Here is a 25,509-nt window from a genome sequence, read left to right as displayed (position 1 = left end):
CAGTCCCCTTAAGACTGTAGAGCGTCATTTAGTCGATTTAGACGCCCTCTGATACTACTATCAATAACCATATCGCCCGTACGAATAATAAAACCAGAAATGAGCGATTTATCAATATGACATTTTAGTTTTACTTTTCGTGATAAACGTTTTTCGACTGCGACAGAAATTTTATCAAGTTGTTCACTGGTAAGCTCATTAGCAGAAATAATCTCAACATCTGCTTGTGCTTCTTTGTCTAAACAGTATTGCTCAAACAAACATAACACTTCAGGAAGAAGAGATAAACGTTTGTTTTCAGCCATAACTTTAATAAAATTAGTGCTAAACTCATCTAATACATCTTTACAGATATTGATGAGTAAGTTAGCCACTGAATCAGTTTTCATGTCAGATGTTAAGATACTTCTTATTTGAGCATCTTTGCTCACTTCAGATGTTAACACCAACATTTTGTGCCATGATTCGATGCTATTTTTTTCAACAGCAAAGTCGAAAGCGGCTTTAGCATAAGGGCGAGCAATCGTAATTAAGTCAGCCATTGCTCTATTCTCCTTATAGTTCAGCTACGAGTTTATCAATGATGTCGCTGTTAGCGGCTTCATTAACAGAACGTTCAATAATTTTTTCTGCACCGGCAATAGCGAGTGTAGCGACTTGTTGTTTAAGCTCTTCTCTAGCGCGTTTGCGCTCAGCTTCAACTTCAGCAAGTCCTTGAGCAACAATCCTTTCTTTTTCACGAGAAGCTTCTTGTTGTGCTTCTTCAAGAATGGCTGCTTTGCGTTTATTCGCTTGCTCAATAATTGCATTAGCCTCAACCTTAGCCTGTTGCATTATGTCAGATGTATTTGCTTTGGCTAATTCCAAATCTTTTTTTGCTGTTTCTGCTGAAGCAAGTCCATCTGCTATCTCTTTTTGGCGTTTTTCAATCGCTCGGATAACGGGTGGCCAAACAAACTTCATACAGAACCAAACAAACAATACAAATGTAATTGCTTGGCCGAGGAGAGTTGCGTTCATATTCATGAGACAATTCCTCTTAAATTATTATTAGCCTGCAACAGCAAAAATGACATATAACGCAATACCTACACAAATCATAGGGATCGCATCAACTAAGCCCATAACGATAAAGAATTGGGTACGTAACATAGGCATTAATTCTGGTTGGCGAGCAGCACCTTCTAAGAATTTACCACCTAATAAACCAATACCAACTGCACCACCGATTGCAGCTAATCCCATCATTAAGCCTGCGGCTACATATAAAATTTCCATTATATACTCCAGTTTATTATCAAAAAAATTTAAAAATTAATGATCTTCTGTTGCCGAAGCCATCGCTAAATAGACAATCGTCAACACCATAAAAATAAATGCTTGTAAGGTAATTATCAGAATATGGAAAATAGCCCATGGTAATGATAATACCCATTGTGACCACCAAGGTAATAGTGCTGCAATTAAGATGAAGATAAGTTCACCTGCATACATGTTACCGAAAAGTCGTAATCCTAATGAGACAGGTTTAGCTAATAAACTAACAAGTTCTAGGACTAAGTTAATTGGTGCAAATGCCCAATGATTAAAAGGATGTAAAGTATATTCTTTAATAAAACCTGTAATCCCTTTATATTTGATTGAATAGAAGATGATAAGTGCAAAGACACCTAAAGACATTGACATGGTAATACTAACGTCAGCTGTCGGTACGACTCTTAAATGTGATAAACCTAAATATTGCCCAGCGTAAGGTAGGAAATCAACGGGGATCAGATCTAGTAAGTTCATTAAAAATACCCAAATAAACACAGTAAGCGCTAAAGGAGCAATAAGTTTATTTTGGCCAGTAAACATGTCTTTGACGGTATTATTGACAAATTCAAAGATCATCTCGACTGCACATTGAAGTTTACCTGGTACGCCACTCGTTGCTTTCCTTGCAACACGATGGAAAATCCATAAAAACAGCACACCAAGTAAAATTGAAAAGAACAATGAATCAAGATTAAAGGTCCAAAAACCAGAACCGACTTGCAAGTTCTCTAGATGGTGTTTTATATAAGCTTGCGGTGAAGCTGGAGAGGAAACTGCCATATAACCCTCTTACCTATTTCTAAAAATAAAAACTACAGCTTGTTATATTTTTTTACCTTAAAAGGTATAAACAATTACTGCAATAACCGAAGCTGTTATTTTAAACCTAATTGCCTATATTAAGTCAACAACTGATTAAAAAAATAAAGAATTTAGACACTTTTTACTAATTTTGCGTAAAGAATAACAGCTTTAATAGTCACTTTATTAGAAATAATTTTCACCAATAGCCTAATTAATGAAGAAAAAATAGGCTAATTTGATTGTTTAACCGCATCAGCAATTTTTTCAGCAAGTTGCTGAACTTGTGATTGATTGCTACCTTCAACCATCACTCTAATAAGAGGCTCTGTGCCTGACTTACGTATGAGTACTCGTCCATTATTACCGAGTTGTTGTTCTGCCTGTGCAATGGCTGATTTGACCTCAGGATTCATTAATGGATCATTTTTACCAGAGAAACGAACATTAATTAATATTTGTGGTAGCATTGTCATACCACTACATAAATCAGCTAATGACATATTATTGCGTACCATGGCAGCTAAAACTTGTAAGCCAGCAACAATACCATCACCGGTAGTCGTTTTATCTAGATGTAGAACATGACCTGAATTTTCAGCGCCTAATCGCCAATTTTTTTCAACTAGCATTTCAAGTACATATCTATCGCCGACTTTTGCTCTTACAAATGGAATTCCAAGATTTTTAAGGGCGATTTCCAGTCCCATATTACTCATTAGCGTACCGACCACACCACCTTTAAGCTGACCCTGTCTTAATGCTTCTCGAGCGATGATATAAATAATTAAGTCACCATCAATTTTATTACCTTTATGGTCAACCATAATAATACGATCGCCATCACCATCAAGAGCGAAGCCTAAATCAGCTTTTTCATTGATAACTTGCTCAGTTAACGCTTTTACATCAGTGGCACCACAATTTTCATTGATGTTAACTCCATCAGGATCACAGCCAATTTTGATCACTTTGGCGCCAAGCTCACGCAATACTTTCGGGGCAATGTGGTAAGTGGCTCCATTTGCACAATCCACCACAATTTTTAGGCCTGATAAACTTAAATCGTGATCAAAAGTACTTTTACAAAACTCAATATATCGACCTGCAGCATCAGTTATTCGACTGGCTCGACCTAACTGTTTTGATTCGACGCAATCGATCTCTTTCTCTAGTTGTGCTTCTATTTCTAACTCAATTGCATCATCAAGTTTGCGTCCTTCGTTTGAGAAAAATTTAATGCCATTATCATAGAAAGGATTATGTGAAGCAGAAATGACTACACCTGCATCAGCACGAAATGTACGAGTTAAATAAGCAATCGCCGGTGTTGGCATTGGCCCAGTAAATGCAGCTGCTACACCCGCCGAAGCAAATCCTGCTTCTAATGCTGATTCCAGCATATAGCCTGAAATGCGAGTATCTTTACCGATGATGACTTTTTTTACACCATCTTTAGCCAGTACTCGCCCAGCAGCCCAACCTAATTTGAGAGCAAAATCAGGTGTTATAGGATATTCTCCAACTTTTCCACGAATACCATCTGTCCCAAAATATTTCCGATTAGACATGTTATTTCCTCATACAGAATTTTTATTTAACTCATTGCCAGCGTTATAATGTTAACGTTAGTGCTATTTTATAAAAGTGCTTAGCTAAACTATTCTCGATTATCGTTAGCAAACTTCAATAACACTTGGCTTTCTTTAATAAAACGCTCGGCATAATTACCAAACCATTTGGTTACTTCATTAAAATTCTCAATGAATTTCGTTTTATCTCTTTGTTCGATTAATTCAACCATTTGCCCAAAACATTGATAGTAGCGTTTAATTAATTCAATGTTGGCATCTGACGCCATGATGATATCGGCATAAAGCACTGGATCTTGAGCAAATAATCGGCCTACCATCATTAACTCAAGTCGATAAATAGGTGATGATAGGGTAACTAATTGCTCTAAATCAGCGTGTTCTCGTTGTAAATTTACACCATATGAGAATGAAGTAAAATGACGCAATGCTTGAATAAATGACATGCATTTATCATGTTCTTTAGCATCAATTGCACATAAATTTGCTCCCCAAATCCGCATTTGTTCAATTAACCATTGGTATTGTTCTGGGTAACGTCCTTGACAGTAAACAATAACTTGTTTAGCTAAATTAGGTACATCAGGGCCGAACATAGGATGTAAGCCAACTACAGGGCCAGCATGTTTAGTTAACATCGCTTGTAATGGTTTGACTTTGATTGAAGTAAAATCAGTTAAAATGCAATCTTTAGGTAGTGGTGGTAATTGTTCAATTATTTCACAAGTTTTGTTGATAGGCACTGTCACAATAACTGCAGCTGCATCAGCGACTACTTCTGCAGCTTGATGCATCGTTTTTGAGCCTAGTGTTTTGACTTGGTAACCAGATAAGGTAAATAATCTGGCGAATAGTCGGCCCATTTGGCCATTACCGCCAATAATAACAATTGATCCTTTACCGGAGTAAACTTTTTTAAACCCTTTATCATTTTCACTAATATAAGACTCACGCATTAAACGACGTAAAATATCTTCAATTAGCGCTGGTGATATATCTAAATCTTCGGCTTCTTGTTTCCGTTTAGCTAACATATCCGCTTCACGTTTTGGATCGTAAATTGGAATTCCATGCTCGCTTTTCACCTCACCAACTTCGGCCACTAATGCTAGTCGCTGACTAATTAAAGATAAAATCGATTTATCTACTTCATCAATTTTATTGCGCAATGCAAGTAATTCCTTTGACATATTTGTTGGATCCTTTATCACAAGTTATAGCTTTTACTGTAATTGCTTAACAGTATAACGTATTTTTGGTAGCATGGGTTAATAGCAAAATTAAATCAAATACAATAAATTTATGATTAAAGTTATCTCATTTAACATTAATAGCCTTCGGGCAAGAGTTCACCAATTAGCTGCGATTATTGATAAACATCAGCCTGATATCATTGGCTTGCAAGAGACCAAAGTTCATAACGATCAATTTCCAATTGAGGAACTAGCACAGTTCGGTTATCACTTACATTATCATGGTCAAAAAGGGCATTATGGCGTGGCATTATTGACTAAGCAAAAACCATTATCAGTCCAATGTGGTTTTCCAACTGATGAGGAAGGTGCACAATGTCGATTAATTATGGCTGAATTACCGACTAGTCAAGGTAATTTAATCGTTATCAATGGCTATTTTCCTCAGGGAGAAAGTTTACACCATGAAATCAAATACCCTGCTAAACGTAAATTTTATCAGGATTTAAATCAGTACATACAAAGCCAGCAACTTAATAGTCAATTATCCTTAATTATGGGGGATATGAATATTTGTCCAACTGATTTAGATATCGGTATTTCTGATGAAAGTCGTAAACGATGGCTGCGTACTGGTAAATGTTCTTTTTTGCCTGAAGAGCGTGAATGGATAAATAATTTAATGTCTCTTGGTTATACTGATACTTATCGTCATGCTAATCCTGAATCGCAACGATATTCATGGTTTGATTATCGTTCTAAAGGATTTGATAGTGAAACTGGATTAAGAATTGATTTAATATTAGCCAGCCAAAAGTTACAGCAATATTGTCAGCAAACCGGCATCGATTACGATATTCGCAGTATGGAAAAACCATCTGACCATGCACCGATCTGGGCACAATTTGATTTAGATTAAACTTCAACCATAAGGATAATAGTATGCAAAGCAGTTCGATTTTATCGGTTAAAGATCTTAACCAAATGGTTAAAGATCTGCTTTCTGATGCTATTGGACAAATTTGGTTAGTGGGGGAAATTTCTAATTTTTCTCGTCCTTCTTCTGGCCATTGGTATTTCACATTAAAAGATGAAGTTGCTCAAGTGCGTTGTGCTATGTTTCGTAATAGTAATTTTCGCACCGGATTTACTCCACAAAATGGTCAACAAGTGTTGGTAAATGCTTCGGTAACGCTTTATGAAGCACGTGGCGAATATCAATTGGTCATTAATAAAATGCAACCCGCGGGTGCGGGATTGTTACAACAAAAATTTGAGCAGTTAAAACAAAAACTGTCAGAAGAAGGATTGTTTGATCCTATTTATAAACAAACATTACCCGATAATATTCGTACGGTTGGAATTATTACTTCAGCAACTGGAGCTGCGTTGCATGATATTTGTAAGATATTAAATCGACGCGATCCTAGTTTGCATTTGATTATCTATCCAACTCAGGTTCAAGGTAATGAAGCGGCAACCCAAATAGCAAGGATGATTGAAATTGCTAATGTTCGCCAAGAATGTGATGTACTAATAGTTGGACGAGGTGGTGGCTCACTTGAGGATCTTTGGTCATTTAATGAAGAAGTGGTTGCAAGAGCAATTTTTGCTAGCCGAATACCGATTGTCAGTGCTGTTGGTCATGAAGTCGATTTTACGATTGCCGATTTTGTTGCTGATGTTCGTGCAGCAACGCCATCCGCAGCGGCCGAGCTGGTAAGTCGAGACAAACTAGAGCAAATTAAGCGTTTGCAAGTTCAAGAACAATATTTATGCATGGCAATGGATTACTATTTAATGCGCCGACGAGAACGCTTAAATAAATGGCGCCATCAATTACAAACACAGCACCCTCAAGCAAAATTATCAAAACAATTAAATCGTTTATTAACTGATCGTCATGCCTTGTTTGAAAATATGCAGCAATATTTATTAAGGCAATCTTATCGCCATAATCTGCTTGATAAACGTTTGGTTCGTGTTTCACCACAACATAAAATTCTTTATTATGGGCAGAGCCTTGAGCAAAAACAGCAACAAATCATTAATTTGATTCAAAACAAGCTGACAGATGCTAAGCATCAGTTTGTATTACAAACATCTCAGCTGAATAGTGTTAGTCCACTAGCAACCCTAGAACGAGGTTATTCAGTAACAACTAATCAGCAACACAAAGTGATACGCTCAGTTGAACAAGTCGTTATTGGAGAAATTATTGAAACACAGTTAAAAAGTGGCAAAGTAACTAGTCAAATTATTGAGATTAATAAAAAATCTAATTCACAATAGTTTTGTTAAGATTTGAAAAATTAACTTATTATAGCTTAATTGAAAATTAACTTTTTATTTAGCTATTTTGTTTTTATTAATAGTCTATCTTATTTAATAAATTTAATGTGCGAAATTGGATAAAATTGTATCTTAAATAGTATTAAGGATATAATATTCAGCAAATTTATTAAAAAATACTAAGAGAATAAAGTGGTTATGCATCCTCCAATAGGTATTGATTTAGGTACTACCAATAGTTTGATTTGTGTTTGGCAAAATGGTCAATCAACGCTTATTCCCAACGCTATCGGCGAAGTTGTTACGCCATCGGTGGTCAGCATTGATGAAGATAACTCTATTTTAGTTGGTCATGCTGCTTTATCACGTTTAACCACTCATCCTAGCCGTAGTGCTGCGGCATTCAAACGTTTTTTAGGCTCAAGTAAAGTTTTTGAATTAGGTGAGCAAAAATTCACTCCAACTGAACTTTCCGCATTGGTTTTAAAATCATTAAAAGCCGATGCTGAAGCTTTTTTAAAACAAGAGATTCGTGATGTAGTAATATCCGTACCTGCTTATTTTAATGATGAACAGCGTAAACAGACTCGCTTTGCTGCTGAGCTAGCCGGCTTAAATGCTGTGCGTTTAATTAATGAACCTACAGCTGCCGCCATGGCGTATGGATTACATGAAGAACAATCTGGAAATACCTTAGTTTTTGATTTAGGTGGTGGTACATTTGATGTTACTGTGTTGGAATATAGCATGCCAATCATTGAGGTTCATGCTTCAGCTGGTGATAATTACTTAGGTGGTGAAGATTTTACTCATGAACTTGTTAAAGCTTGTTTAAGCGAATGGGAACTCAAACAAGCCGATATACCTATTGATGATTATGCTCGCTTGCTAGATTTAGCTGAACAACTAAAATGTAAACTAAGTGGTGAACAAATACATAATTTGACTTGGTCTTGGCAAGATAAGTTGTGGCAATTTTCATTAAATGAAGTAAGAGCTAAATCAATTTGGTTACCTTTACTTAATCGCTTACGAGCACCTGTTGAACAGGCTTTAAGTGATGCTCGCTTAAAACCTAATGAACTTGAGCATATTGTCTTAGTTGGTGGTTCATCACAGTTAGGTGTAGTGCGAGAGTTAGTAACCAAATTATTTGCCAAATTACCTTACCGTCACATTAATCCAACGACTATTGTTGCACAAGGGGCAGCAGTGCAAGCGGCATGTCGTTTACGTGATGTTGATGTTGAAGAAGTGATTCTTACCGATGTGTGCCCATATACGCTAGGCATTGAAAGTAGCTCTGGTAATATAAATGGTTTATTTACGCCGATTATTGAACGTAATACAATTGTTCCAACGTCAAAAGTAAAAACCTTTTCTACGACACACCCACAACAAAAAAGCATTATGCTTTCAGTTTATCAAGGTGAAAACCCTCGGGTAGAAAATAATGTTCTAATTGATGAATTTGAAGTTCCTTTAAAGCCAATGGAAAAAATACAAGGGATTGATGTTCGTTTTAGTTATGATTTAAATGGTTTGCTCGAAGTTGATGTAGTATTGCTTGAAACTGGCGTATTGCATGGCAAAGTGATTGATCATAGTCCAATAGGATTAACAGATAAGCAAAAACAAGAGAGCCATGAACGTCTGGCTGCCCTTAAGATTCATCCGCGTGATGAAATGCCAAATCGTACTTTATTAGCGCGACTAGAACGAGCATGGGCACAGTCATTGGGTGATGAACGAATATTAATTGGAGCATATATTGAAACTTTTATGCAAGTACTTGATCAGCAGAATCCCGAAGAAATCGAGCAAGTACGCAGTGAGATAGAGGTAAATCTTAGCGAGCTTAATCGATAATCATTACCTTTCTAAAATCCCCCCCTATGCTAATCAGAAAATAGCCTTTCAAAGGGGGGAAATTTCAAGATGATTTATTTTTGAGGTTATTCTTCTATTGGTGGTCCGTAGCGGTTGATCTCATTAAAAGTTGAAAGCCAACACGGCAATAATAGCAATGGTAATAAAATTGTGGCGGATACAAAATAATAGATACCTCCATTAGAATAACAGTCATTTAAGCGTCGTTTTATTGCCAAAATACTATTGATTGTTGCTAATCCGCATAATACAAGCATAATAGGATGATCTAAATTAGTTTTTTTTGCTGCCTCTATTATTAATAAAAATAAAGGTAAACTGAAAAAGCCCATTTGTTTTAAGAAACCAATTAAATTGGTTCGGCCTCTCCAACGCCAAATTTGCCACCATTCATTTGGTGGAAATGATTTTGATTGAAGCTTTTTCTGGTGATCCATATTTTTGGCTAATAGCAATGCTGAGGATAATTTAATTATGCTATTATTATCATTATTTTGTCCGATTTCTTCTAGTACTTCTATATCCTCTTCTTCGCATAGCGAATCATCTTTGTTTAACTTGTTATTTATAGCATATAATTTATCTATGTTTTGCAATTCATCATTATGTTTTTTAAGGGATGATGGAATAGATAATTTGTCACAAAATGCGTTAGCAAGTTTTTTTAACTGTAGATCATCGCCAGCAAGTTTTTGTAGTATTTGGTGTAGTTTTGTTTTTTGATTTGGTTTATCAAAAACAATCATATACAGTAACATTAAACAACTTACTGGTTTGTTGGCTAGTTTATGTGCCCATCTTTGTTCAACTATTTGTTCAATTTCATCCCAATTAACCTCTTCTGGCGAGTCGGTAAACGCCTCAATTGAACTTGGATAATTAACCAACATACTGCCAATCAATTGGTTATCAGTATCGATTAAATTATATAATTCTGTATCATTTTGCCATTCGTTAGACTTAAAGGTATTGATCAGCGGCACTAGCGGATCATTTTCTGGGAGTAAAAATAAGTTATCATTTTCACGAATAAATTCAGCAGCTTTAATTGGTGAATTGGCAATGGTTATGGCTAATAAACAGTAACGATACCATTGCCAATAAGCATTCTTATCAGCCTCAATAATTGATTGTTCAGGTGATTTAGGTAAATTATTAAACCCCCTAAATTGATAATATATTGGCCAATCAAACATTTCCATATTCCGATAGGTTACATTGCGGTATAGATGTAATTTAGCGACAAACGGGATATCATCGAATCTATCTAACCATAATCGACCATATAAAAACTGATTGCCTTTTTCGTTATCTGGATCAAATTTAGTCGGAATAGTTGCATTTTCATCATTTTGGTACAACCATTCTTTAAACTCCTGAACAGGGGGCAAATTAGTAAGCCATTCAAGGTGTTGTCTAGCTTGACGCTGTAAATTTTGTAAAATAAATTGTTCAAACTCATCTTCACTTGAGTCAGCTAAGATTTCTTGCAAAAGTGTTTTATTACCGTGTCGTAGCATGATTGCATGTCGGTATAAACGATATAACCGATTGTTTCCATCATCACATAATAAAGTGTGTAGAACTTGACGATAATTCCAATGATTATCCAGAGCCCAGGTTATAACAGCCGCAATTTCATTGCTGTAGTTTTGTTTCCTAAATTTCAGTAGTCGAGAAATTGTTGATGGCGTAAATTGCGGAATACTATACATATAAGTTTCCTGATTTTCTGCCGTTAAACAATAAGATTGGTTTAATGCCAGAATTAATAATGGTAGATAATCAAACCGATTTTTAGAACACCATAACATTAACCAGCTGGTGGCCTTTTCTTGATATTGTGGTAAACGATAAAGTTCTAACCAAAGTGATAAGGCGTTTTGTTCGTCTTCAAGCAGTGAATACTGCATTGCAGCGACAGCTTTCCATTGTTCCTGAATTTGTTGTTCTTGATTAGGATCGGCAATACAAGTTAAGGCATAGTCTAATAATCCTCTATTTGGCGATTTAGCAAAATAATACCAATCGGCTAATTCTTGCATGAACTCTGGATTATCAGGTAGGTAAACTACAGTATGAATAGATAAATATTCTGCTAACTCTACTGCTGGTTTTTCCCAGAAAAGCCATCTAGCACAACGAGCATAGTCGATGGTTACATTTTGTATGGCTTTGTTCGTCCTTGGTAAGCTGTCGTAATCAAAAAAATCACCACGATCAATATGATCAAAAAAGTTCTCATACATATCAGCGTCGTTAGGCGAATAACTTTTTATTTGCTGACGCCAGCGTAGATTATCAGCTAATATTTTTACACATGATAGTGATATCGTCACAGTGTCATAACTGATATCTAACAGTTTCCATTTAGCAATTTCCAGTATAGACATTGGGTAATCATAAAATGAAGCAACAAATTTATGCCACTCATTCACATCATGGCATCGAACCGGATCATCGAGTAATGCTTGATAGTTATCACTGATTTCTTTGACTTGTCGCTCTTCTTCGGTGAGAGGTTTAATGGCCTCTTCAGCGAGATTTTCTTGATTTAATTCTTCAGTCATTAATTCTGGTGATTTTGCATACTGCATTGCTAATTCATAGGCTTCGCGTAGCGCTTTAAAACCATCAGGATCTGTTTCAGGATGATACTCAGGTAGTTTTGCCCGATAAGCTTGTCGAATCACGGCGATATCGGTAGTTTTCTCAATTGCTAATAATTGCCAAAAATTGTTATTCATGACCAAGCATACTCCATTAATGATTCAGGTTTTTCTAGTTCTTCTATCTCAATATGCCAAGGCAGGTGATGATAAGGGGAATCTTCGTTGCTATACAGATTAGTCATGGTCCATGTCTGGGATGAACGGCATAAGTCACAACGTAATCTTTCTAAATCTTCTTTATTAGTCAATGATTCCCAATATTGATAACCGACAAACCAGCCAGAAAAATAACTTTGCCATGATGAATAATAGTATTGCGCTCGTAGTCCAATTCTATACAAAATCCAAAGGGCTTCTTCTTCAGTAATAAATTTATTGGTGATGCCATTACGTAATATATAACCCATACGTGCGTAATCCCAACTACGGATGCCTCCAGCACCACATTCAGAATAAGTCTGTTCAACAAATTCGAGCAAAACTTTATCATAATCGCTCTGTTTCTCGGTGTAATTTAACCAATCTAATGCCGATAGACGAGGATACATAAAGTAATGTTTAGATAAGGCTGTTGCATGACCATCATCGACCATATTAAAAACCATTGCTAATAGTGTTTCTCGAGAGTGGATGCCCCAGTCTTTTTGCATATCAATATATTCATAACCAGGGAAAAAAAATGGTGAGGTATAACTTGCACCACTCTCTTTATTTAAGGCAACCATTGGTGCTGATAGACCATATAACCAATCGATATAATCTTGATTCATCGCTTTATTCCATTAATTTTTTATACAACCTTTTTATAAACGATAACAGATTTTATAAAAAAATAAATGTTTGTTATAACAATTAAATTAATTACTTTTTTGCTATAGATTAGCTAAAAAAATCGAAAGATTTTATTTTTTAGAACAATAAAATTATTTTGCAAAACTATATCTACAAGGCATAATAAAAGCTATTCATCAGTATTTGAATTCTACTGAGTAGTAAATAAAAGGAGTGATAATGAAAAAATTTTTCTTAGTAACAGCATTAGTAACGAGCGCATTAATGCTACAAGGTTGTGTTGCTGCTGTTATTGGCGTCGGTGCTGGAGCTACCGCAAAAGTGGCTACTGATCCACGTACCACCGGAACACAAGTTGATGATACGACCCTGAACACTCGAATGAATAATAAGTTAAGTGAAAATGGGCCTTTCTTTATTGGTTCACGTATCTCTTCAAGTACTTATGATGGCAATATTGTTTTGACAGGCCAAGCCAATGCTGAACAAATTGAAAAAGCTGAACGTTTAGCTTATCAAGTTGAAGGTGTAAAAAAAGTTTATAACCAAATTCGCGCAGGAGAGCCAGTTGGTGCAGGAACTATTACCAATGATATGTGGATAACCACCAAAGTTAAATCTCAACTTGTAATGAATTCTAAAACCAAAGCACGTAATATCAAAGTCGTTACTGAAAATGGCGAGGTATTTTTAATCGGTATTGTTAGCAGTGAAGAAGGGCAAGAAGCCGCTACTGTTGCTAGTAAAGTTGCTGGTGTGAGAAAGGTGGTTACATTATTTACCCTTCGTTAATTACGAATGTAAAAGCTAAAAGGCTTCGAAAAGGGAGAAATTATTCTCCCTTTTTTATTTAACTACCTGCTAATTTAATACGTTCAATTATTTTTTCAATCCCTTGTTGCCGAGACAGGCTTAATTCATCAGTAATTTTTAATTGCTTTAATATTGCAAGGAAATCGATGGCTTTGATTTGTTCTGCTGTTTTATGATTGGCAATAATGATTAAAATAGCTAGCAAGCCTTTTACGATTCTACCTTCACTATCACCTTGAAAGGTAAAAGTATTATCTAATTGTTTTTCATTAGTTAACCATACCCGATTTTCACAACCATAAATTTGGTTGGATTCTATTTTTTTTAAATCCGGAAAATCAGGTAATTGTTTTGCTAAGGCAATTAATTGTCTATAACGATCTTGCCAGTTATGTTGTTTAGAAAATAATTCAAATAAAGTTTGTTGTGATAGCATAATTAAAACCGATTAGTAATTGAACAAGTCATTAACGTTTCTTTGATTAACTACAGATATAGCTTAAGTGAGTAATTCAATGGCATTTTGTAATGCTGTAATAAAATGATCAATATCGTGCTGATTATTATATGGCATAAGTGAAATACGAATAACACCATGACAACCAAGTTTATCCATAAGTGGTTTAGCACACAATTCACCGGTTCGGATGGCAATATTTTGTTCGCTTAATAAAATAGCGATATCATTATGATGAATGTTTTGTATATTAAAGCTAATGATAGGGCTATTGCTAACGCTATAAAATTGTATATTGGTTAACTGGCTTAATTTTGATTCAGTATAGCTTGCTAATTGTTTTATATAATTTTCTAATTGTGCTTCATTCCACTTTGTTAACCAGCCTAAGGTTGCTTTAAAACCAATAATACCCGCTATATTTTGTGTACCAGCTTCAAATTTATAGGGAAGATTTTCAACTGTAAATCCGGTAAATGAAGCCGCTTTTAACATTTTACCGCCGCCATGCCAAACATCCATTTGATTAAGTAAATGTTGTTTTCCATATAGTATCCCCAATCCAGTTGGGCCATATAACTTATGAGCAGAAAAGGCATAAAAATCAATATTTAATTTTTCAACATCAATCGGATGATGTACAACGCCTTGAGCGCCATCCACGACTAATACCGCATTGGTTTGATGAACTAGTTGACTAATTTGGGCTAAATCTGGACAAAAACCAGTAACGTTAGACATTTGAGTTATGGCAACAATTTTGGTTTTCGCTGAGAGTAATCTTGAAAGCTCATCAATATCTGCTGACCACTTAATGATCTTTGCGCCAGTTTGTTTCGCTACAATAAGCCAAGGTAACAAGTTGCTGTGATGTTCTAACTCACTAACAATGATCTCATCACCTATATGTAATTGTGCTCTAGCATAACTTTGAGCAATTAGGTTGATTGATTCGGTTGTGCCACGAGTCCAAATTATTTCACAATGTGACGTAGCATGAAGTAGATCAGCAATATTTTGCCTAGTTTGATCAATCGTTGCAGTGACTTGTAGCGCATCTTGATGCAAACTACGTTGCGCTGTTGCAGTGTTATGCCCGTAATACTCAACGGTTGCATCGATCATGGCTTGCGGTTTCAGCGCGGTAGCGGCTGAATCAAGATACACATTATGGCTAGTTAGGGCAGGGAAATCTGCCCTAAATTTTTCGAGTAGCAGCATATTATTGTGTAAGTTCAAGTCCTGCAATTCCATTCCAATAACCGTTACAGTCTCGTTTATGTTCAATGTGTAAAGGATTTAGTCCTTCTTCATTAGCTCTAAATTGCTTAACTACCTCGAGTGTTTCAATTCCAAGCGGAGAAATACGCACGATATCAACTAATCCTTTCATCTCTTTTAAATTATTACCTAAGTTATAACAGTAGCCACTTTGTGTTTGAATACCGTTAAGAACAAATACTTTTTGTTGTTCTTGAGAAAATACTTCTCGACCAACGGGATATTTAATACAGCAAGTCTCACATTTATCTTTTGGTTTATCTTCCGATCTAGCAGTAAAACAGCGGGCAGAATAGGCTAATGGTAAATAGCCATAACTAAATACTTCAACTTCAAAATTGCGCTCAATTTTCAATGCATCAAATTGTTTTAAAACATTACTTAACCAATCGCGAGAAAGTTCAACTGGCATACACCAACGCACCATACCTTGTTTTTGTAATAATTTTAGTGTTAATGCGTTATAACAGTTAATAGCCGGACCCGCGACAAAAGGTAAATTATTGTCATGAGCGACATTAATTGCTGCTAAATCATTAGCTTCAATTAAAAAATCACCATTATTAACTAGTTGTTTTAAATCAATTAGTTCTGATGGCGCTTCAAGCAGTGCTAGGGTAGAAAGTACGACTTGTTTACCAGATTTGGCAATTTCTTTGGCTAAATCTAACCAATTAGGCACTTTCATTTCCCGACGCTTGGTGCATACCGTTTCGCCCATATAAATAATATCTGCGTCACTATCTTTTGCTGCTTGGTAAAAAGCTTCGGTTTCAATTTTAGGCCAATAATAAAGCACAGGGCCTAACGCATATTTCATAGTCTTGCTCACTATATCTGTATTTAATTATTTTAAATAGTCAATTTTTGATAGCTATTTTCTAGCGCTAATATCAAAGTCATCTAGATTAGTATCATATTTATTTTATTGGTAAACATGAGTAAATATGTTTACGCTTTATTGCCATTTACGATGGTAAGCACCTAATGTCGTTTGTGTGCCTTCTGATACAGATCCTAAAGTATCCATCCAGTTCTTTTCTGCTTGGAATGTTTGAGGATTAGCTTTATAACGATCAATAGCTTGTCGCCAAACCTTGGTTACTTGTTCCACATAAGCTGGACTACGCTGCCGACCCTCAATTTTTACTGAGGCAATATTGGCAGCAAATAGTTCAGGTAACAGTTCAATGGTATTTAAACTTGTTGGTTCTTCAATCGGGTGATACAGTTCATCGCCAACAAAATAGCGTCCTTTACATAAGGTTGGGTAACCCGCATTTTCACCTTTCTTATGGCAATCGATTAATACATTATTCAATCTAGATTCAAGCCCTTTATCGGTCTCTTCCCAACGGACAAATTTCGCTGGTGAACAAGCTCCTACTGTATTGGGGGATTCGCCGGTTAAATATGAAGATAAATAACAGCGACCTTCTGCCATAATACATAAACTACCGAATGCAAATACTTCCAATGGTACTGGAGAGACTTGTGATAACTGTTTTACTTGATGCATGGATAACACTCGCGGTAAAACAATACGATGTACCTGAAAGTTATTATGATAAAACTTAATTGATTCTTCATTGGTTGATGATGCTTGAACCGAGACATGGCGTTCAAGATTAGGATGTTTTTCAGCTGCATAATCAAGCATGGCTAAATCAGCAATGATTAGGGCATCGGCACCAATATTTGCCGCTGTATCGACTGCATATTGCCAGCGTTCAAAGTTTTCCGGATGAGCAAAGGTATTAATTGCGATGTGTAACTTTTTACCATGCTTATGTACATATTCAGATGCTTCAATTAAACGCTTTTCGTTAAAATTTAATCCCGCAAAATGGCGAGCATTGGTATCATCTTTCAAACCAATATAAACGGCATCAGCACCGTTATCGATTGCTATTTTTAATGATGGTAACGAGCCGGCAGGGCAAAGAAGTTCCATATTTATACCTTTAGATTCTGCATTTTATTCGCCGTGTATTATGCAATAATTCTGGCTGTAATGCGAATAGAAAGCAGGCAAAGTCAGTAAAAACATAACAAATGATAGCTCAATAGCGTCATGTAAAAAGACTAAAAAAGATAATTAATGGTGAAATTGTTTCTGATATCAACTACCTAGGCATAATCTTTGCTATACCTAGGTAAAAGTTAGAAGCTTGAATTAAGATTAGTTATCTATTTGATAACTATTGTTAATTTTTACAGCAATGTGTTTTCAAGATTACTAAGATTCTCTTTTAATTTTAATTTATTTATACAATTATCTATTAGTTTTAATGTGATATCTTGTACTAACTGATAATTGTTATTTTCCCATTCACTAAATGGTTTGGTTTTATCACCTGTGACTAAATCATCACTCGAACAAACAAATTTAAAATTTTCGGAACTAATAGATGTACTATAGATAAAATTATATTTATCATCTGTTAGTCCATCATAAATTAATTTAAATTTATATGGCTGAACAATGATTGTATTTTCTTTTTGCTTATTAGCTTTTAATGTTTTTACAATTGTCGATAGCTGAGGATTTAAAATATCCGTTGTCGGATTTGGCACTGTGTTTATATATGAACCTTTTAAATCTTCTTTAGTAAATCCTGAAACACCACCTCCGGTATAACTAAAGATTGACGCTGCGTATTGAGCAATTTTTAATCCTACTACTGTTGCTGTATCGCTTCTTGTTACAATATTTAAATAATTGTTCGTATCTTCAACAACACCACCATTAATTGCATTTTCCGTTAAGATATTCACTGTTGCCCCATTTTTTAAAACAATAGTATCTGTATTAACAATTTTAGTTCTTGGTATTGGGGTACGGTTATTAGAACAAGAGATTAAAAAAAACAAACTAAATATTACAATCAAATATCTCATAACGATAGTATTTCCTTTCAATAAATTATTTTTCTTTATGTATAAAAATCTAAATGTTATAAAAATATATCAATTAATTATTTTACTTAGTAACGCTTATCTTATTAATGTAACAAAGATAAAGGCTTATCAATTTTTTTAACTTCGATATAAATAAAAAATTAATGATATTAATATTACAGATTTGTTCCGCATGGTTACATGCTAACTAGGGTAGAGCTGGTTTAGATTTTCTTTCTTATATTTCCATTAGATTATGTTTATAAAAGATATTGCTCAAAATTATTATTTCTAGTGGAGCTCTTTATTATTATGGCAATAATGCTTGTTGTCTAGTTTTGTTTATCGTTAAAAAACTCTCCTCATCATATTTACTTATGCATCCAGCCTCGCTTATTTCTGTGTAGGTAATATTCGAGGCTTTATCGTTATGGTCATAAACGGTAAGTTGTTCACTTGTCGGTGAAAAAATTTTATTATTAGTAACAGTTCTAATTGGTGATTATATTTCTAGATAATGGTTATTTTGATTTAGTTTATTGAGGTTTATTTGTAAAAATAATTGAGGAGTCTATACCGTCAGGTTATTAGAGCATCGATATAACCTGATTTTTGGTATTAATAGTGTCTATTTTTCAATTTATCGCCGCATGGCTGGCAAAGTTAGTATAAAACCTTTATACTATGCAGCAATTTTTAGTAATACTTGCTGTATTGCTAAATCAACCCGTTCTTTAACATCATCAATTGGAAGAAAATTATGCATCCGATGCTGAATATTGCTATTCGTGCTGCTCGTAAAGCAGGTAATGTGGCCATTAAGGCTTATGAAAATCCAAGTTCAATCGAAGTTGACACTAAAGGTGCTAACGATTTTGCTACTAATGCTGATCGTGCTGCTGAAGCCTTAATTATCGAAACGATCAAGAAAGCGTATCCTGATCATACTATTATTGCTGAAGAAAGTGGATTAGCTAAAGGTAATGATGCTGAAACGCAATGGATAATTGACCCAATTGATGGTACTACTAATTTTATTAAAAATATTCCTCATTTTGCTGTTTCGATTGCCGCTCGAGTTAAAGGTAAAACTGAAGTTGCTGTTGTGTATAATCCGATGAGTAATGAACTTTTTACTGCTGCACGAGGTAAAGGCGCACAACTAAATGGTTACCGTATCCGCGTAAGTAATGCTAAAGACTTAGATGGTAGTGTTTTGGCAATGGCTTTCCCTTTTAAAGCTAAACAACACAGCGATAGTTATTTTGCAGTGTTGCAAAAGCTATTTACTAAATGTGGTGATTTTCGTCGTACAGGTTCAGCAGCATTAGATTTAGCTTATGTCGCATCAGGGCGTTTAGATGGCTTTTTTGAAATCGGCTTAAAACCATGGGATATTGCTGCTGGTGAGCTGATTTTACGTGAAGCTGGTGGCGTGGTTACTGATTTTGCTGGCGGTAATAATTATATGGTTTCTGGTAACATAGTTGCAGGCAATCCAAGAATCGTTAAAGATCTGCTTGTTTCTACTCAAAATGATTGGCCAGAAAATTTGCGTAATTAATTTTACTTTCTTTATCTAAATGCAGGGCTGTCTTATCCCTGCATTTTGTCTTTATATCTTTTATCAAAAATATAAATTTGCTATTGGTTATTGTGGATCAGTTATTGCTGTCATGGAACAATTAACTTGTAAGCCTTGATTGTTTAAATAGTCACTACCCCAAATATACATCGATTCGAGAACAGGCCTGATACTTTTGCCAAAGTTGGTTAAAGAATATTCTACTTTAGGTGGTACAACGGGATAAACGTGTCGATGAATTAGGCCATTTGCTTCAAGTTCACGTAGCTGTTGGGTTAGCATTTTAGGTGTAGCAGTTGGAATTTCTTTCTGTAATTGTGAAAATCTTAAGGTGGTTTCGGTCATCAGTTTCCATAAAATGAGCGATTTATATTTACCACCAATCATATTAATTGTAGCATCAACTGGACAACAGGTGATAGGTTGATGTTCTTTTCCACAACAAGTGGTATTAATCGGATTATTTTTCACATTATTATCTCAATGGTATCTTTTTAGGTAGTATATATCAAAAAAGTGCATTCTTGTTAAAAGGATAATTAATATTAAAATAGCTATATAAATCACATCAAAAACCAAGGGAAACATCAAATGAAAACCATCGAATATAATTTTTTTGTGGAAGAGATGAGTTGCGCATCATGCGTTAGTCGTGTTGAAAAAGCATTAAAAAAGATTGATGGCGTGATTAATGTTAGTGTTAACCTTGCGACCGAAAAGGCAACAGTTGAAACCAATACTAATGTGCAATTAGAAGCCTTAATGGCAGCAGTCGATAAAGCTGGTTACCACGCCGTAAAGATTACTGAACCAGAAATTCATGCCCAAGATATGAGTAAACAAGCATCAATTTGGCCGATTATTATCTCTGTTATCTTAGCGATTCCTTTTGTGTTGCCGATGTTACTTGAACCGTTTGCTATTCATTGGATGATGCCCGCTTGGTTGCAATTAGTGATTGCTTCGATTGTGCAATTTGGTCTTGGCGCTAAATTTTATCGAAGTGGTTTTAATGCCGCCAAAGCATTATCAGGAAATATGGATTTGCTAGTTGCTATTGGTACCAGTGCTGCTTATGGATTGTCGCTTTATCAACTTATCATCGGTAATGATGATCATCTTTATTTTGAGTCGTCGGTTGTTATTATTACATTAATCTTAATTGGTAAATGGTTAGAGTCAAGAGCCAAACATCAAACGACTCAAGCGATTGAGGCACTTTCTGCACTTCGCCCTGAAGTTGCGTTAGTTCGACAAGGCGACCAAGAAGTGAGTTTACCGATAAGTCAAGTTAAGGTTGATGATGTGGTTGTGATTAAACCCGGTGAGCGAGTTCCTGTTGATGGTGTTGTTATTGAAGGCGCATCAAGTTGTGATGAATCTATGTTGACAGGAGAAAGTTTTCCCGTTAATAAAACCCCCAATAGTGTGGTAACCGGCGGCACTATTAATGGTGAAGGATTATTGATAGTAAAAACAACAGCGGTACAAGCTGATTCGACTTTGTCTAAGATTATCGCTATGGTCGAATCTGCTCAAGCTAAAAAAGCGCCCATTCAACGTATTGTCGATCGAATAAGTGCTATTTTTGTTCCTGTAATTTTAATCATTGCTCTGATTACTCTACTTGCATGGGGCTTTATTTCTCAAGATTGGCAACAAGCTTTGCTACATGCCGTTGCTGTGTTAGTCATTGCTTGCCCATGTGCATTGGGACTGGCGACACCAACGGCGATAATGGTTGGTACGGGTGTTGCTGCTCGCCATGGTATCTTAATTAAAGATGCTGAGGCACTTGAAACTTTACATAATGTTAATACGGTAGCGTTTGATAAAACAGGCACATTAACGGTGGGTAAACCAGAGTTAGTTGAATTAGATGTGATGGGCACTGATACAGCCGATGAAATTGTTTCACTTGCTGCATCGATGCAAGCAGGTAGTGAACACCCATTAGCAAAAGCAATTTTAGCTAAGGCTAAATCGTATAACTATGCTCAGAATATTACTTCGGTTGCTGGTTCAGGTGTAATGGCAACGATTGATAATCATCAGTTTTATTTAGGCAGTTTACGTTGGATGAAATCGTTAAATGCTTATTTTGTGGATATGCAGGATAAAATTAATGAACTTACCCAAAAAGGCTATACAATCTCATTTTTAGCTAAACAGCAATCAGAAAATGGTGTTGTGATATTAGCTTTATTTGGTTTTGCTGATGTAATTAAACCAGAAGCAAAAAATGCCATTAATGCATTACATAAATTAAACGTAAATACAGTTATGTTAACTGGTGATAATCAACAAGCCGCTAATTATGTAGGGCAACAATTAAGTTTAGATAAAGTTATTGCTGAAGTTTTACCGCAAGATAAAGCCAATTATATTTATCAATTACAAAAAGAAGACCAAAATATTAAAAGTTGTAATAGCAATCATAAAGTGGCAATGGTTGGTGATGGTATTAATGATGCACCTGCGTTAGCAGCTGCTGATATTGGTATTGCTATGGGAACAGGGACTGATGTCGCGATGCATGCAGCAAGTATAACGTTGATGCGTGGCAATCTATTTTTAATTGCCGATGCTATTGATATCTCTCGCCGAACCTATAATAAAATTAAGCAAAATTTATTTTGGGCTTTTTTCTATAATTTAATTGGCATTCCTCTTGCTGCCTTCGGCTTCTTAAATCCAATGATAGCCGGCGCTGCTATGGCACTTAGCAGTGTAAGTGTAGTGACTAATGCTTTATTGTTAAAACGTTGGCAAGCACGTTCTCGGTCAAAATAATTTATTTTGAACAAATGCTTTATGGTAATAAATTAATTTTAGATCAAGTAATTAATGCAAATATTGTCCCAAATTAATCGATTTTGGATCCTTTTTATCGTTCGGATCTAATAAGGGTAATATCTATAGTAGATTAGTGGTGAATATAATATAAATCAGAATGAAACTAATTGAAAAAACGATTAATTGGATAAGTATAAATATTTCACTATGCGAAGATTCAAATACTTGATTGAAAAAGCACCATCTTATAGGGTGTTTTTTCAATCGGCATTTTCTGATAAATTAAAGCCAAAAACCGGCAAAATTTTCCTATCGGAATAGCATCATGCTAAACAATGATAAATAGCATCTCTAATTTTTACTGGATAGTGTCCCAACATTCCTTCAATTGCGGTATTAGTCAAAATGACTACAGCTAATTCTTGTTGAGGATCATAAAACCAATTATGACCATACACACCGCCCCATTGAATAGTTCCTTTACTCTGTGGTGTTTGCGCTAAGATCGGGTCATCAAGCACCGCACCACCATAACCGAATCCCCATCCTGGCCCTTTTGTACCATATTCACTACTTATATAACACTTCGCCATTGTATCCATTAGTTTATTGTTACTTAAATCAGTATTTATTGAAGTTAGTGATAACAGAAATTGCATAAAATCAGGGGCAGTACCAACCATACCAGCCCCACCTGAATGATAGGCTTTAGGATTAAATATGCGTTTAGGATCATAAGAAACAATCCCGTTATTCGATGCTTCATCTAATTGCATAAAATAAGGGCTTGGCATAGGTAATGGTTCCGGTAAAGCATTATAATAGTGAGTAACTAATTGATTATTATCTGGTATGGTAAAGCCGGTTTTTGCCATATTCAAAGGAATCGTTATGGTAGTTTTTATTATTTCTTCTAATGGTTGTTGAGTGACAGCAGTTAATACTCCACCTAGGACATCTAATGCCAATGAATAACACCAATTTGTTCCAGGAGCAAAAAGAAGAGGAGCTTTTGATAATCGATGAAGATTTTCATCTAAATCAGTTGCTATTTGATCAAAGCCGTCTGAAATCTGTAATGTATTATAAATGCCTTCACCATGAGGTTCGCAAAAACGATATTTTAGTCCCGCACTATGGGTTAATAAGTGATGCAAAGTAATAACTGGTTGCTGGCCATTTTCTAGTTTTGGAGTGAAATAAGGTAGATAATCAGTAACAGGCGAATCCAATTTTAGTAGTCCTTTTTCTACTAAACATAATGCGGCTGCACTAACTATCGGTTTGGTAACAGATGAAAGCAAAAATTGTGAGTCAACTTGCATGGTTGATTTTTGTTCTTTATCAGCATAGCCGGATGCTTGTTGATAGATTATTTGTCCCTCTTTAGCAACCATAACAACAGATCCAACTATATGTTTTTTATCTATCGCATATTGATTCACTTTATTGATTGCTTGTCCAACATTTGCAGAAAAACGACTAACTTTCATTTTTGTCTTAACTCTTGATTGATTATTATTTCACCTAGTAGTATATGTTTTTTTTGTAAGATAATAAATATGCTAAATGAATTTATTTTGACGATGCTTAGTTGGTTTCCTATTAATAGTTATGCTTATGTAATTTAACATTATTTTTGTATTATCAGTTCCATTTAATTTGTTACTGTAAAGTGTATGCTGTTTAGCCATGAAGAACGATAGCTCTGTTATGTATGAGGTTACTTAATTATATAATCCAATTCAGGTTAGTATGATTGGATTGAATTCGATTTCGTGTCAATTAGACTCAAGCACATTTTATTTTTATGATTTATTTTAGATTAAAACCAACTTGTGATCCTTTACCTTGCTCGGTAACAAATACCCCAACGGCAGTAATCAATTGTTCATTATAGTAAATTAAAGGAATACGAGTGCGCATCCAAGGCGGAATATGGTGTTCTTGCCACAGTTTTTTTATCGATCGTGATCCTTGGCGCTGCACAATTTGAAATTGACCTTGCGCATGAAAACGCACCGAAACCGTTTCATCTTTTTGTGGTAAACGACAGATTAGATCAGTTTGATAATTAGGCTGTAAATGGCCTAAATTATCAGGCAAAGTGAGTGACGTAGCTAAATCCCATGGCAGGATTTGCTGTTCAATATCTTGATATAAAGGTAATAAATAGAGTTGGTTTTGATAGCGGCGAATCTGTCGATTATGCAAAATAAATTGTGGATTGGCATCTTCTTTAGCTTGAATAACGGTTTGCCAAATTAACGACAGTTGCTTTTGACTTGGCATGCCGATATGTTGCTCTCTAAACCACATTCGCAATATTGCATTACGTTTGTATTCAGAATAATCCCGTAAAGGTTGAATATTGAGTTGTTTAGCATTACCAATAATTTGCTCAAATTCAGCCAATAACAGCTCATGAATTAAAGCTTCTTGCTGTTGACATAATTCAGCACTACGAGCCACCATTTGTGAAAAATGTGGCCAACGTTGATTAAGTATTGGCATTACCTTTAAGCGTAAAAAATTACGATCATAATGGTCGTCTTGATTACTTTCATCTTCAATCCAACTTAATAGATGTTGATTGGCATATTGTTCAATTTCTTGGCGAGAGATCGTTAATAATGGTCTAAGATGTTGGCCATTTTCCAGAGGCATAGCGGATAAGCCTGTTGGGCCACTACCACGTTTTAAGGCTAGGAAGAAAGTTTCACATTGGTCGTCAAGATGTTGTGCCGTACATAACAACTCATCACTTTTTAAATGTTGATAAATGGCTTGATAACGGGCTTCTCTGGCCTGTTCTTCAATATTGCCAGCACTACGATTAAGTTTTACTTTTTCAATAATCAATGGCACTTGCCACGTTTGGCATTGTCTCAGGCAATGTTCAGCCCAATTATCGGCATTTTTACTTAAACCGTGGTGAATATAAATTGCTCTTAGTTGTAAATTTTGTAGCCGTTGCTTTAAGGTGACTAATGCTTGCATTAATACGGTTGAATCGACACCACCACTAAAGGCAACCAATAACGATTGCCGACCGTTTAGATGTTGTAAAATAGTTTGCTCAACAATATTGTCTATTTGGGTTTGATTTTGATGGCTCATGTGCTAT

The 25,509-nt window shown here is 35.4% G+C and carries 22 protein-coding genes; 6 read left to right on the top strand and 16 right to left on the bottom strand.

What is annotated here, in order from left to right:
* Nucleotides 1-8: 8 nt before the first annotated feature.
* From atpH to tyrA, 6 genes are all read right to left on the bottom strand, one after another.
* A complete protein-coding gene (gene atpH, locus AC5LWZ_RS00695; protein ID WP_493463817.1) occupies nt 9-542 on the bottom strand; it encodes a F0F1 ATP synthase subunit delta in 534 nt (177 codons plus the stop codon).
* Between the two features lie 13 nt (nt 543-555).
* Complete coding sequence (gene atpF / locus AC5LWZ_RS00690; RefSeq protein ID WP_034901512.1) at nt 556-1,026, bottom strand: F0F1 ATP synthase subunit B; 471 nt, start codon at nt 1,024-1,026, stop codon at nt 556-558.
* 24 nt (nt 1,027-1,050) lie between these two features.
* Nucleotides 1,051-1,278 (bottom strand): F0F1 ATP synthase subunit C, encoded by a 228-nt coding sequence (gene atpE, locus AC5LWZ_RS00685; protein ID WP_370527378.1) that lies wholly within the window; start codon nt 1,276-1,278, stop codon nt 1,051-1,053.
* A gap of 36 nt (nt 1,279-1,314) precedes the next feature.
* Complete coding sequence (atpB, locus tag AC5LWZ_RS00680; RefSeq protein ID WP_110446932.1) at nt 1,315-2,097, bottom strand: F0F1 ATP synthase subunit A; 783 nt, start codon at nt 2,095-2,097, stop codon at nt 1,315-1,317.
* Nucleotides 2,098-2,351: 254 nt separating this feature from the next.
* Nucleotides 2,352-3,689 carry a phosphoglucosamine mutase gene (gene glmM / locus AC5LWZ_RS00675; protein ID WP_198247600.1) on the bottom strand — a complete coding sequence of 446 codons (1,338 nt, stop codon included), beginning with the start codon at nt 3,687-3,689 and terminating at the stop codon, nt 2,352-2,354.
* 89 nt (nt 3,690-3,778) lie between these two features.
* Nucleotides 3,779-4,900 carry a bifunctional chorismate mutase/prephenate dehydrogenase gene (tyrA, locus tag AC5LWZ_RS00670; RefSeq protein WP_493463816.1) on the bottom strand — a complete coding sequence of 374 codons (1,122 nt, stop codon included), beginning with the start codon at nt 4,898-4,900 and terminating at the stop codon, nt 3,779-3,781.
* Between the two features lie 115 nt (nt 4,901-5,015).
* Here tyrA and xthA point away from each other — a divergent pair, with 115 nt between their 5' ends.
* The 3 genes from xthA to AC5LWZ_RS00655 all read left to right on the top strand — a co-directional run bounded on the left by xthA (nt 5,016) and on the right by AC5LWZ_RS00655 (nt 9,064).
* Nucleotides 5,016-5,822, top strand: coding sequence for an exodeoxyribonuclease III (gene xthA / locus AC5LWZ_RS00665; protein ID WP_493464215.1), 807 nt, complete (start codon nt 5,016-5,018; stop codon nt 5,820-5,822).
* A 23-nt stretch (nt 5,823-5,845) separates the two neighbouring features.
* Nucleotides 5,846-7,195 carry an exodeoxyribonuclease VII large subunit gene (gene xseA, locus AC5LWZ_RS00660; RefSeq protein ID WP_493463815.1) on the top strand — a complete coding sequence of 450 codons (1,350 nt, stop codon included), beginning with the start codon at nt 5,846-5,848 and terminating at the stop codon, nt 7,193-7,195.
* 198 nt (nt 7,196-7,393) lie between these two features.
* Nucleotides 7,394-9,064, top strand: a complete 1,671-nt coding sequence (locus AC5LWZ_RS00655) for an Hsp70 family protein (protein ID WP_493464214.1) — start codon at nt 7,394-7,396, stop codon at nt 9,062-9,064.
* 86 nt (nt 9,065-9,150) lie between these two features.
* On the opposite strand, the gene AC5LWZ_RS00650 is transcribed toward AC5LWZ_RS00655, so the two are convergent.
* Nucleotides 9,151-11,832 (bottom strand): J domain-containing protein, encoded by a 2,682-nt coding sequence (locus AC5LWZ_RS00650; RefSeq protein WP_306244054.1) that lies wholly within the window; start codon nt 11,830-11,832, stop codon nt 9,151-9,153.
* On the bottom strand, nt 11,829-12,527 hold the full coding sequence (locus AC5LWZ_RS00645) for a DUF1266 domain-containing protein (RefSeq protein ID WP_294884313.1): 699 nt from the start codon (nt 12,525-12,527) through the stop codon (nt 11,829-11,831). Before AC5LWZ_RS00645 ends, AC5LWZ_RS00650 begins: the two co-directional genes overlap by 4 nt.
* A gap of 241 nt (nt 12,528-12,768) precedes the next feature.
* Here AC5LWZ_RS00645 and dolP point away from each other — a divergent pair, with 241 nt between their 5' ends.
* The gene (gene dolP, locus AC5LWZ_RS00640) at nt 12,769-13,341 is read left to right on the top strand and encodes a division/outer membrane stress-associated lipid-binding lipoprotein (RefSeq protein WP_493457910.1); all 573 of its coding nucleotides are present in this window, start codon (nt 12,769-12,771) and stop codon (nt 13,339-13,341) included.
* Between the two features lie 58 nt (nt 13,342-13,399).
* Here dolP and csdE read toward each other — a convergent pair whose 3' ends face one another.
* The 5 genes from csdE to AC5LWZ_RS00615 all read right to left on the bottom strand — a co-directional run bounded on the left by csdE (nt 13,400) and on the right by AC5LWZ_RS00615 (nt 18,001).
* Entirely contained in the window at nt 13,400-13,798 is a 399-nt protein-coding gene (csdE, locus tag AC5LWZ_RS00635) for a cysteine desulfurase sulfur acceptor subunit CsdE (RefSeq protein WP_493463814.1), read from the bottom strand.
* Nucleotides 13,799-13,861: 63 nt separating this feature from the next.
* The gene (csdA, locus tag AC5LWZ_RS00630; RefSeq protein ID WP_493463813.1) at nt 13,862-15,073 is read right to left on the bottom strand and encodes a cysteine desulfurase CsdA; all 1,212 of its coding nucleotides are present in this window, start codon (nt 15,071-15,073) and stop codon (nt 13,862-13,864) included.
* On the bottom strand, nt 15,042-15,920 hold the full coding sequence (locus tag AC5LWZ_RS00625) for a U32 family peptidase (RefSeq protein ID WP_086362690.1): 879 nt from the start codon (nt 15,918-15,920) through the stop codon (nt 15,042-15,044). The genes csdA and AC5LWZ_RS00625 overlap by 32 nt, the downstream gene beginning before the upstream one ends.
* 138 nt (nt 15,921-16,058) lie before the next feature.
* The gene (gene ubiU / locus AC5LWZ_RS00620; RefSeq protein ID WP_065651370.1) at nt 16,059-17,054 is read right to left on the bottom strand and encodes a ubiquinone anaerobic biosynthesis protein UbiU; all 996 of its coding nucleotides are present in this window, start codon (nt 17,052-17,054) and stop codon (nt 16,059-16,061) included.
* A gap of 260 nt (nt 17,055-17,314) precedes the next feature.
* Nucleotides 17,315-18,001 carry a hypothetical protein gene (locus AC5LWZ_RS00615; protein ID WP_493463812.1) on the bottom strand — a complete coding sequence of 229 codons (687 nt, stop codon included), beginning with the start codon at nt 17,999-18,001 and terminating at the stop codon, nt 17,315-17,317.
* Between the two features lie 760 nt (nt 18,002-18,761).
* Here AC5LWZ_RS00615 and suhB point away from each other — a divergent pair.
* Nucleotides 18,762-19,565 (top strand): inositol-1-monophosphatase, encoded by an 804-nt coding sequence (gene suhB, locus AC5LWZ_RS00610; RefSeq protein WP_493463811.1) that lies wholly within the window; start codon nt 18,762-18,764, stop codon nt 19,563-19,565.
* Nucleotides 19,566-19,652: 87 nt separating this feature from the next.
* Here suhB and AC5LWZ_RS00605 read toward each other — a convergent pair whose 3' ends face one another.
* Complete coding sequence (locus tag AC5LWZ_RS00605) at nt 19,653-19,973, bottom strand: winged helix-turn-helix transcriptional regulator (RefSeq protein ID WP_110447045.1); 321 nt, start codon at nt 19,971-19,973, stop codon at nt 19,653-19,655.
* A gap of 204 nt (nt 19,974-20,177) precedes the next feature.
* Between AC5LWZ_RS00605 and AC5LWZ_RS00600 the strand changes: the two genes are divergently transcribed.
* Entirely contained in the window at nt 20,178-22,379 is a 2,202-nt protein-coding gene (locus tag AC5LWZ_RS00600; protein ID WP_493463810.1) for a heavy metal translocating P-type ATPase, read from the top strand.
* A 326-nt stretch (nt 22,380-22,705) separates the two neighbouring features.
* Here the strand turns inward: AC5LWZ_RS00600 and AC5LWZ_RS00595 are convergent, their stop codons facing one another.
* Both AC5LWZ_RS00595 and tilS read right to left on the bottom strand, forming a co-directional pair.
* Nucleotides 22,706-23,875 carry a serine hydrolase domain-containing protein gene (locus AC5LWZ_RS00595; RefSeq protein WP_198221257.1) on the bottom strand — a complete coding sequence of 390 codons (1,170 nt, stop codon included), beginning with the start codon at nt 23,873-23,875 and terminating at the stop codon, nt 22,706-22,708.
* A gap of 322 nt (nt 23,876-24,197) precedes the next feature.
* Nucleotides 24,198-25,502, bottom strand: a complete 1,305-nt coding sequence (tilS, locus tag AC5LWZ_RS00590; RefSeq protein ID WP_493463809.1) for a tRNA lysidine(34) synthetase TilS — start codon at nt 25,500-25,502, stop codon at nt 24,198-24,200.
* Between the last annotated feature and the right edge of the window lie 7 nt (nt 25,503-25,509).

The organism is Gilliamella sp. LMG 34362, assembly GCF_984569125.1.
Note: the sequence above shows the minus strand (reverse complement) of the source record. Positions and strands in the feature narration are given on the sequence as shown.

Bases quoted from the DNA above. Each gene is read 5' to 3' on its own strand.
- atpH (WP_493463817.1), bottom strand. From the start codon at position 542: ATGGCTGACTTAATTACGATTGCTCGCCCTTATGCTAAAGCCGCTTTC.
- atpF (WP_034901512.1), bottom strand. From the start codon at position 1,026: ATGAATATGAACGCAACTCTCCTCGGCCAAGCAATTACATTTGTATTG.
- atpE (WP_370527378.1), bottom strand. From the start codon at position 1,278: ATGGAAATTTTATATGTAGCCGCAGGCTTAATGATGGGATTAGCTGCA.
- atpB (WP_110446932.1), bottom strand. From the start codon at position 2,097: ATGGCAGTTTCCTCTCCAGCTTCACCGCAAGCTTATATAAAACACCAT.
- glmM (WP_198247600.1), bottom strand. From the start codon at position 3,689: ATGTCTAATCGGAAATATTTTGGGACAGATGGTATTCGTGGAAAAGTT.
- tyrA (WP_493463816.1), bottom strand. From the start codon at position 4,900: ATGTCAAAGGAATTACTTGCATTGCGCAATAAAATTGATGAAGTAGAT.
- xseA (WP_493463815.1), top strand. From the start codon at position 5,846: ATGCAAAGCAGTTCGATTTTATCGGTTAAAGATCTTAACCAAATGGTT.
- AC5LWZ_RS00655 (WP_493464214.1), top strand. From the start codon at position 7,394: ATGCATCCTCCAATAGGTATTGATTTAGGTACTACCAATAGTTTGATT.
- AC5LWZ_RS00650 (WP_306244054.1), bottom strand. From the start codon at position 11,832: ATGAATAACAATTTTTGGCAATTATTAGCAATTGAGAAAACTACCGAT.
- AC5LWZ_RS00645 (WP_294884313.1), bottom strand. From the start codon at position 12,527: ATGAATCAAGATTATATCGATTGGTTATATGGTCTATCAGCACCAATG.
- dolP (WP_493457910.1), top strand. From the start codon at position 12,769: ATGAAAAAATTTTTCTTAGTAACAGCATTAGTAACGAGCGCATTAATG.
- csdE (WP_493463814.1), bottom strand. From the start codon at position 13,798: ATGCTATCACAACAAACTTTATTTGAATTATTTTCTAAACAACATAAC.
- csdA (WP_493463813.1), bottom strand. From the start codon at position 15,073: ATGGAATTGCAGGACTTGAACTTACACAATAATATGCTGCTACTCGAA.
- AC5LWZ_RS00625 (WP_086362690.1), bottom strand. From the start codon at position 15,920: ATGAAATATGCGTTAGGCCCTGTGCTTTATTATTGGCCTAAAATTGAA.
- ubiU (WP_065651370.1), bottom strand. From the start codon at position 17,054: ATGGAACTTCTTTGCCCTGCCGGCTCGTTACCATCATTAAAAATAGCA.
- AC5LWZ_RS00615 (WP_493463812.1), bottom strand. From the start codon at position 18,001: ATGAGATATTTGATTGTAATATTTAGTTTGTTTTTTTTAATCTCTTGT.
- suhB (WP_493463811.1), top strand. From the start codon at position 18,762: ATGCATCCGATGCTGAATATTGCTATTCGTGCTGCTCGTAAAGCAGGT.
- AC5LWZ_RS00605 (WP_110447045.1), bottom strand. From the start codon at position 19,973: ATGATTGGTGGTAAATATAAATCGCTCATTTTATGGAAACTGATGACC.
- AC5LWZ_RS00600 (WP_493463810.1), top strand. From the start codon at position 20,178: ATGAAAACCATCGAATATAATTTTTTTGTGGAAGAGATGAGTTGCGCA.
- AC5LWZ_RS00595 (WP_198221257.1), bottom strand. From the start codon at position 23,875: ATGAAAGTTAGTCGTTTTTCTGCAAATGTTGGACAAGCAATCAATAAA.
- tilS (WP_493463809.1), bottom strand. From the start codon at position 25,502: ATGAGCCATCAAAATCAAACCCAAATAGACAATATTGTTGAGCAAACT.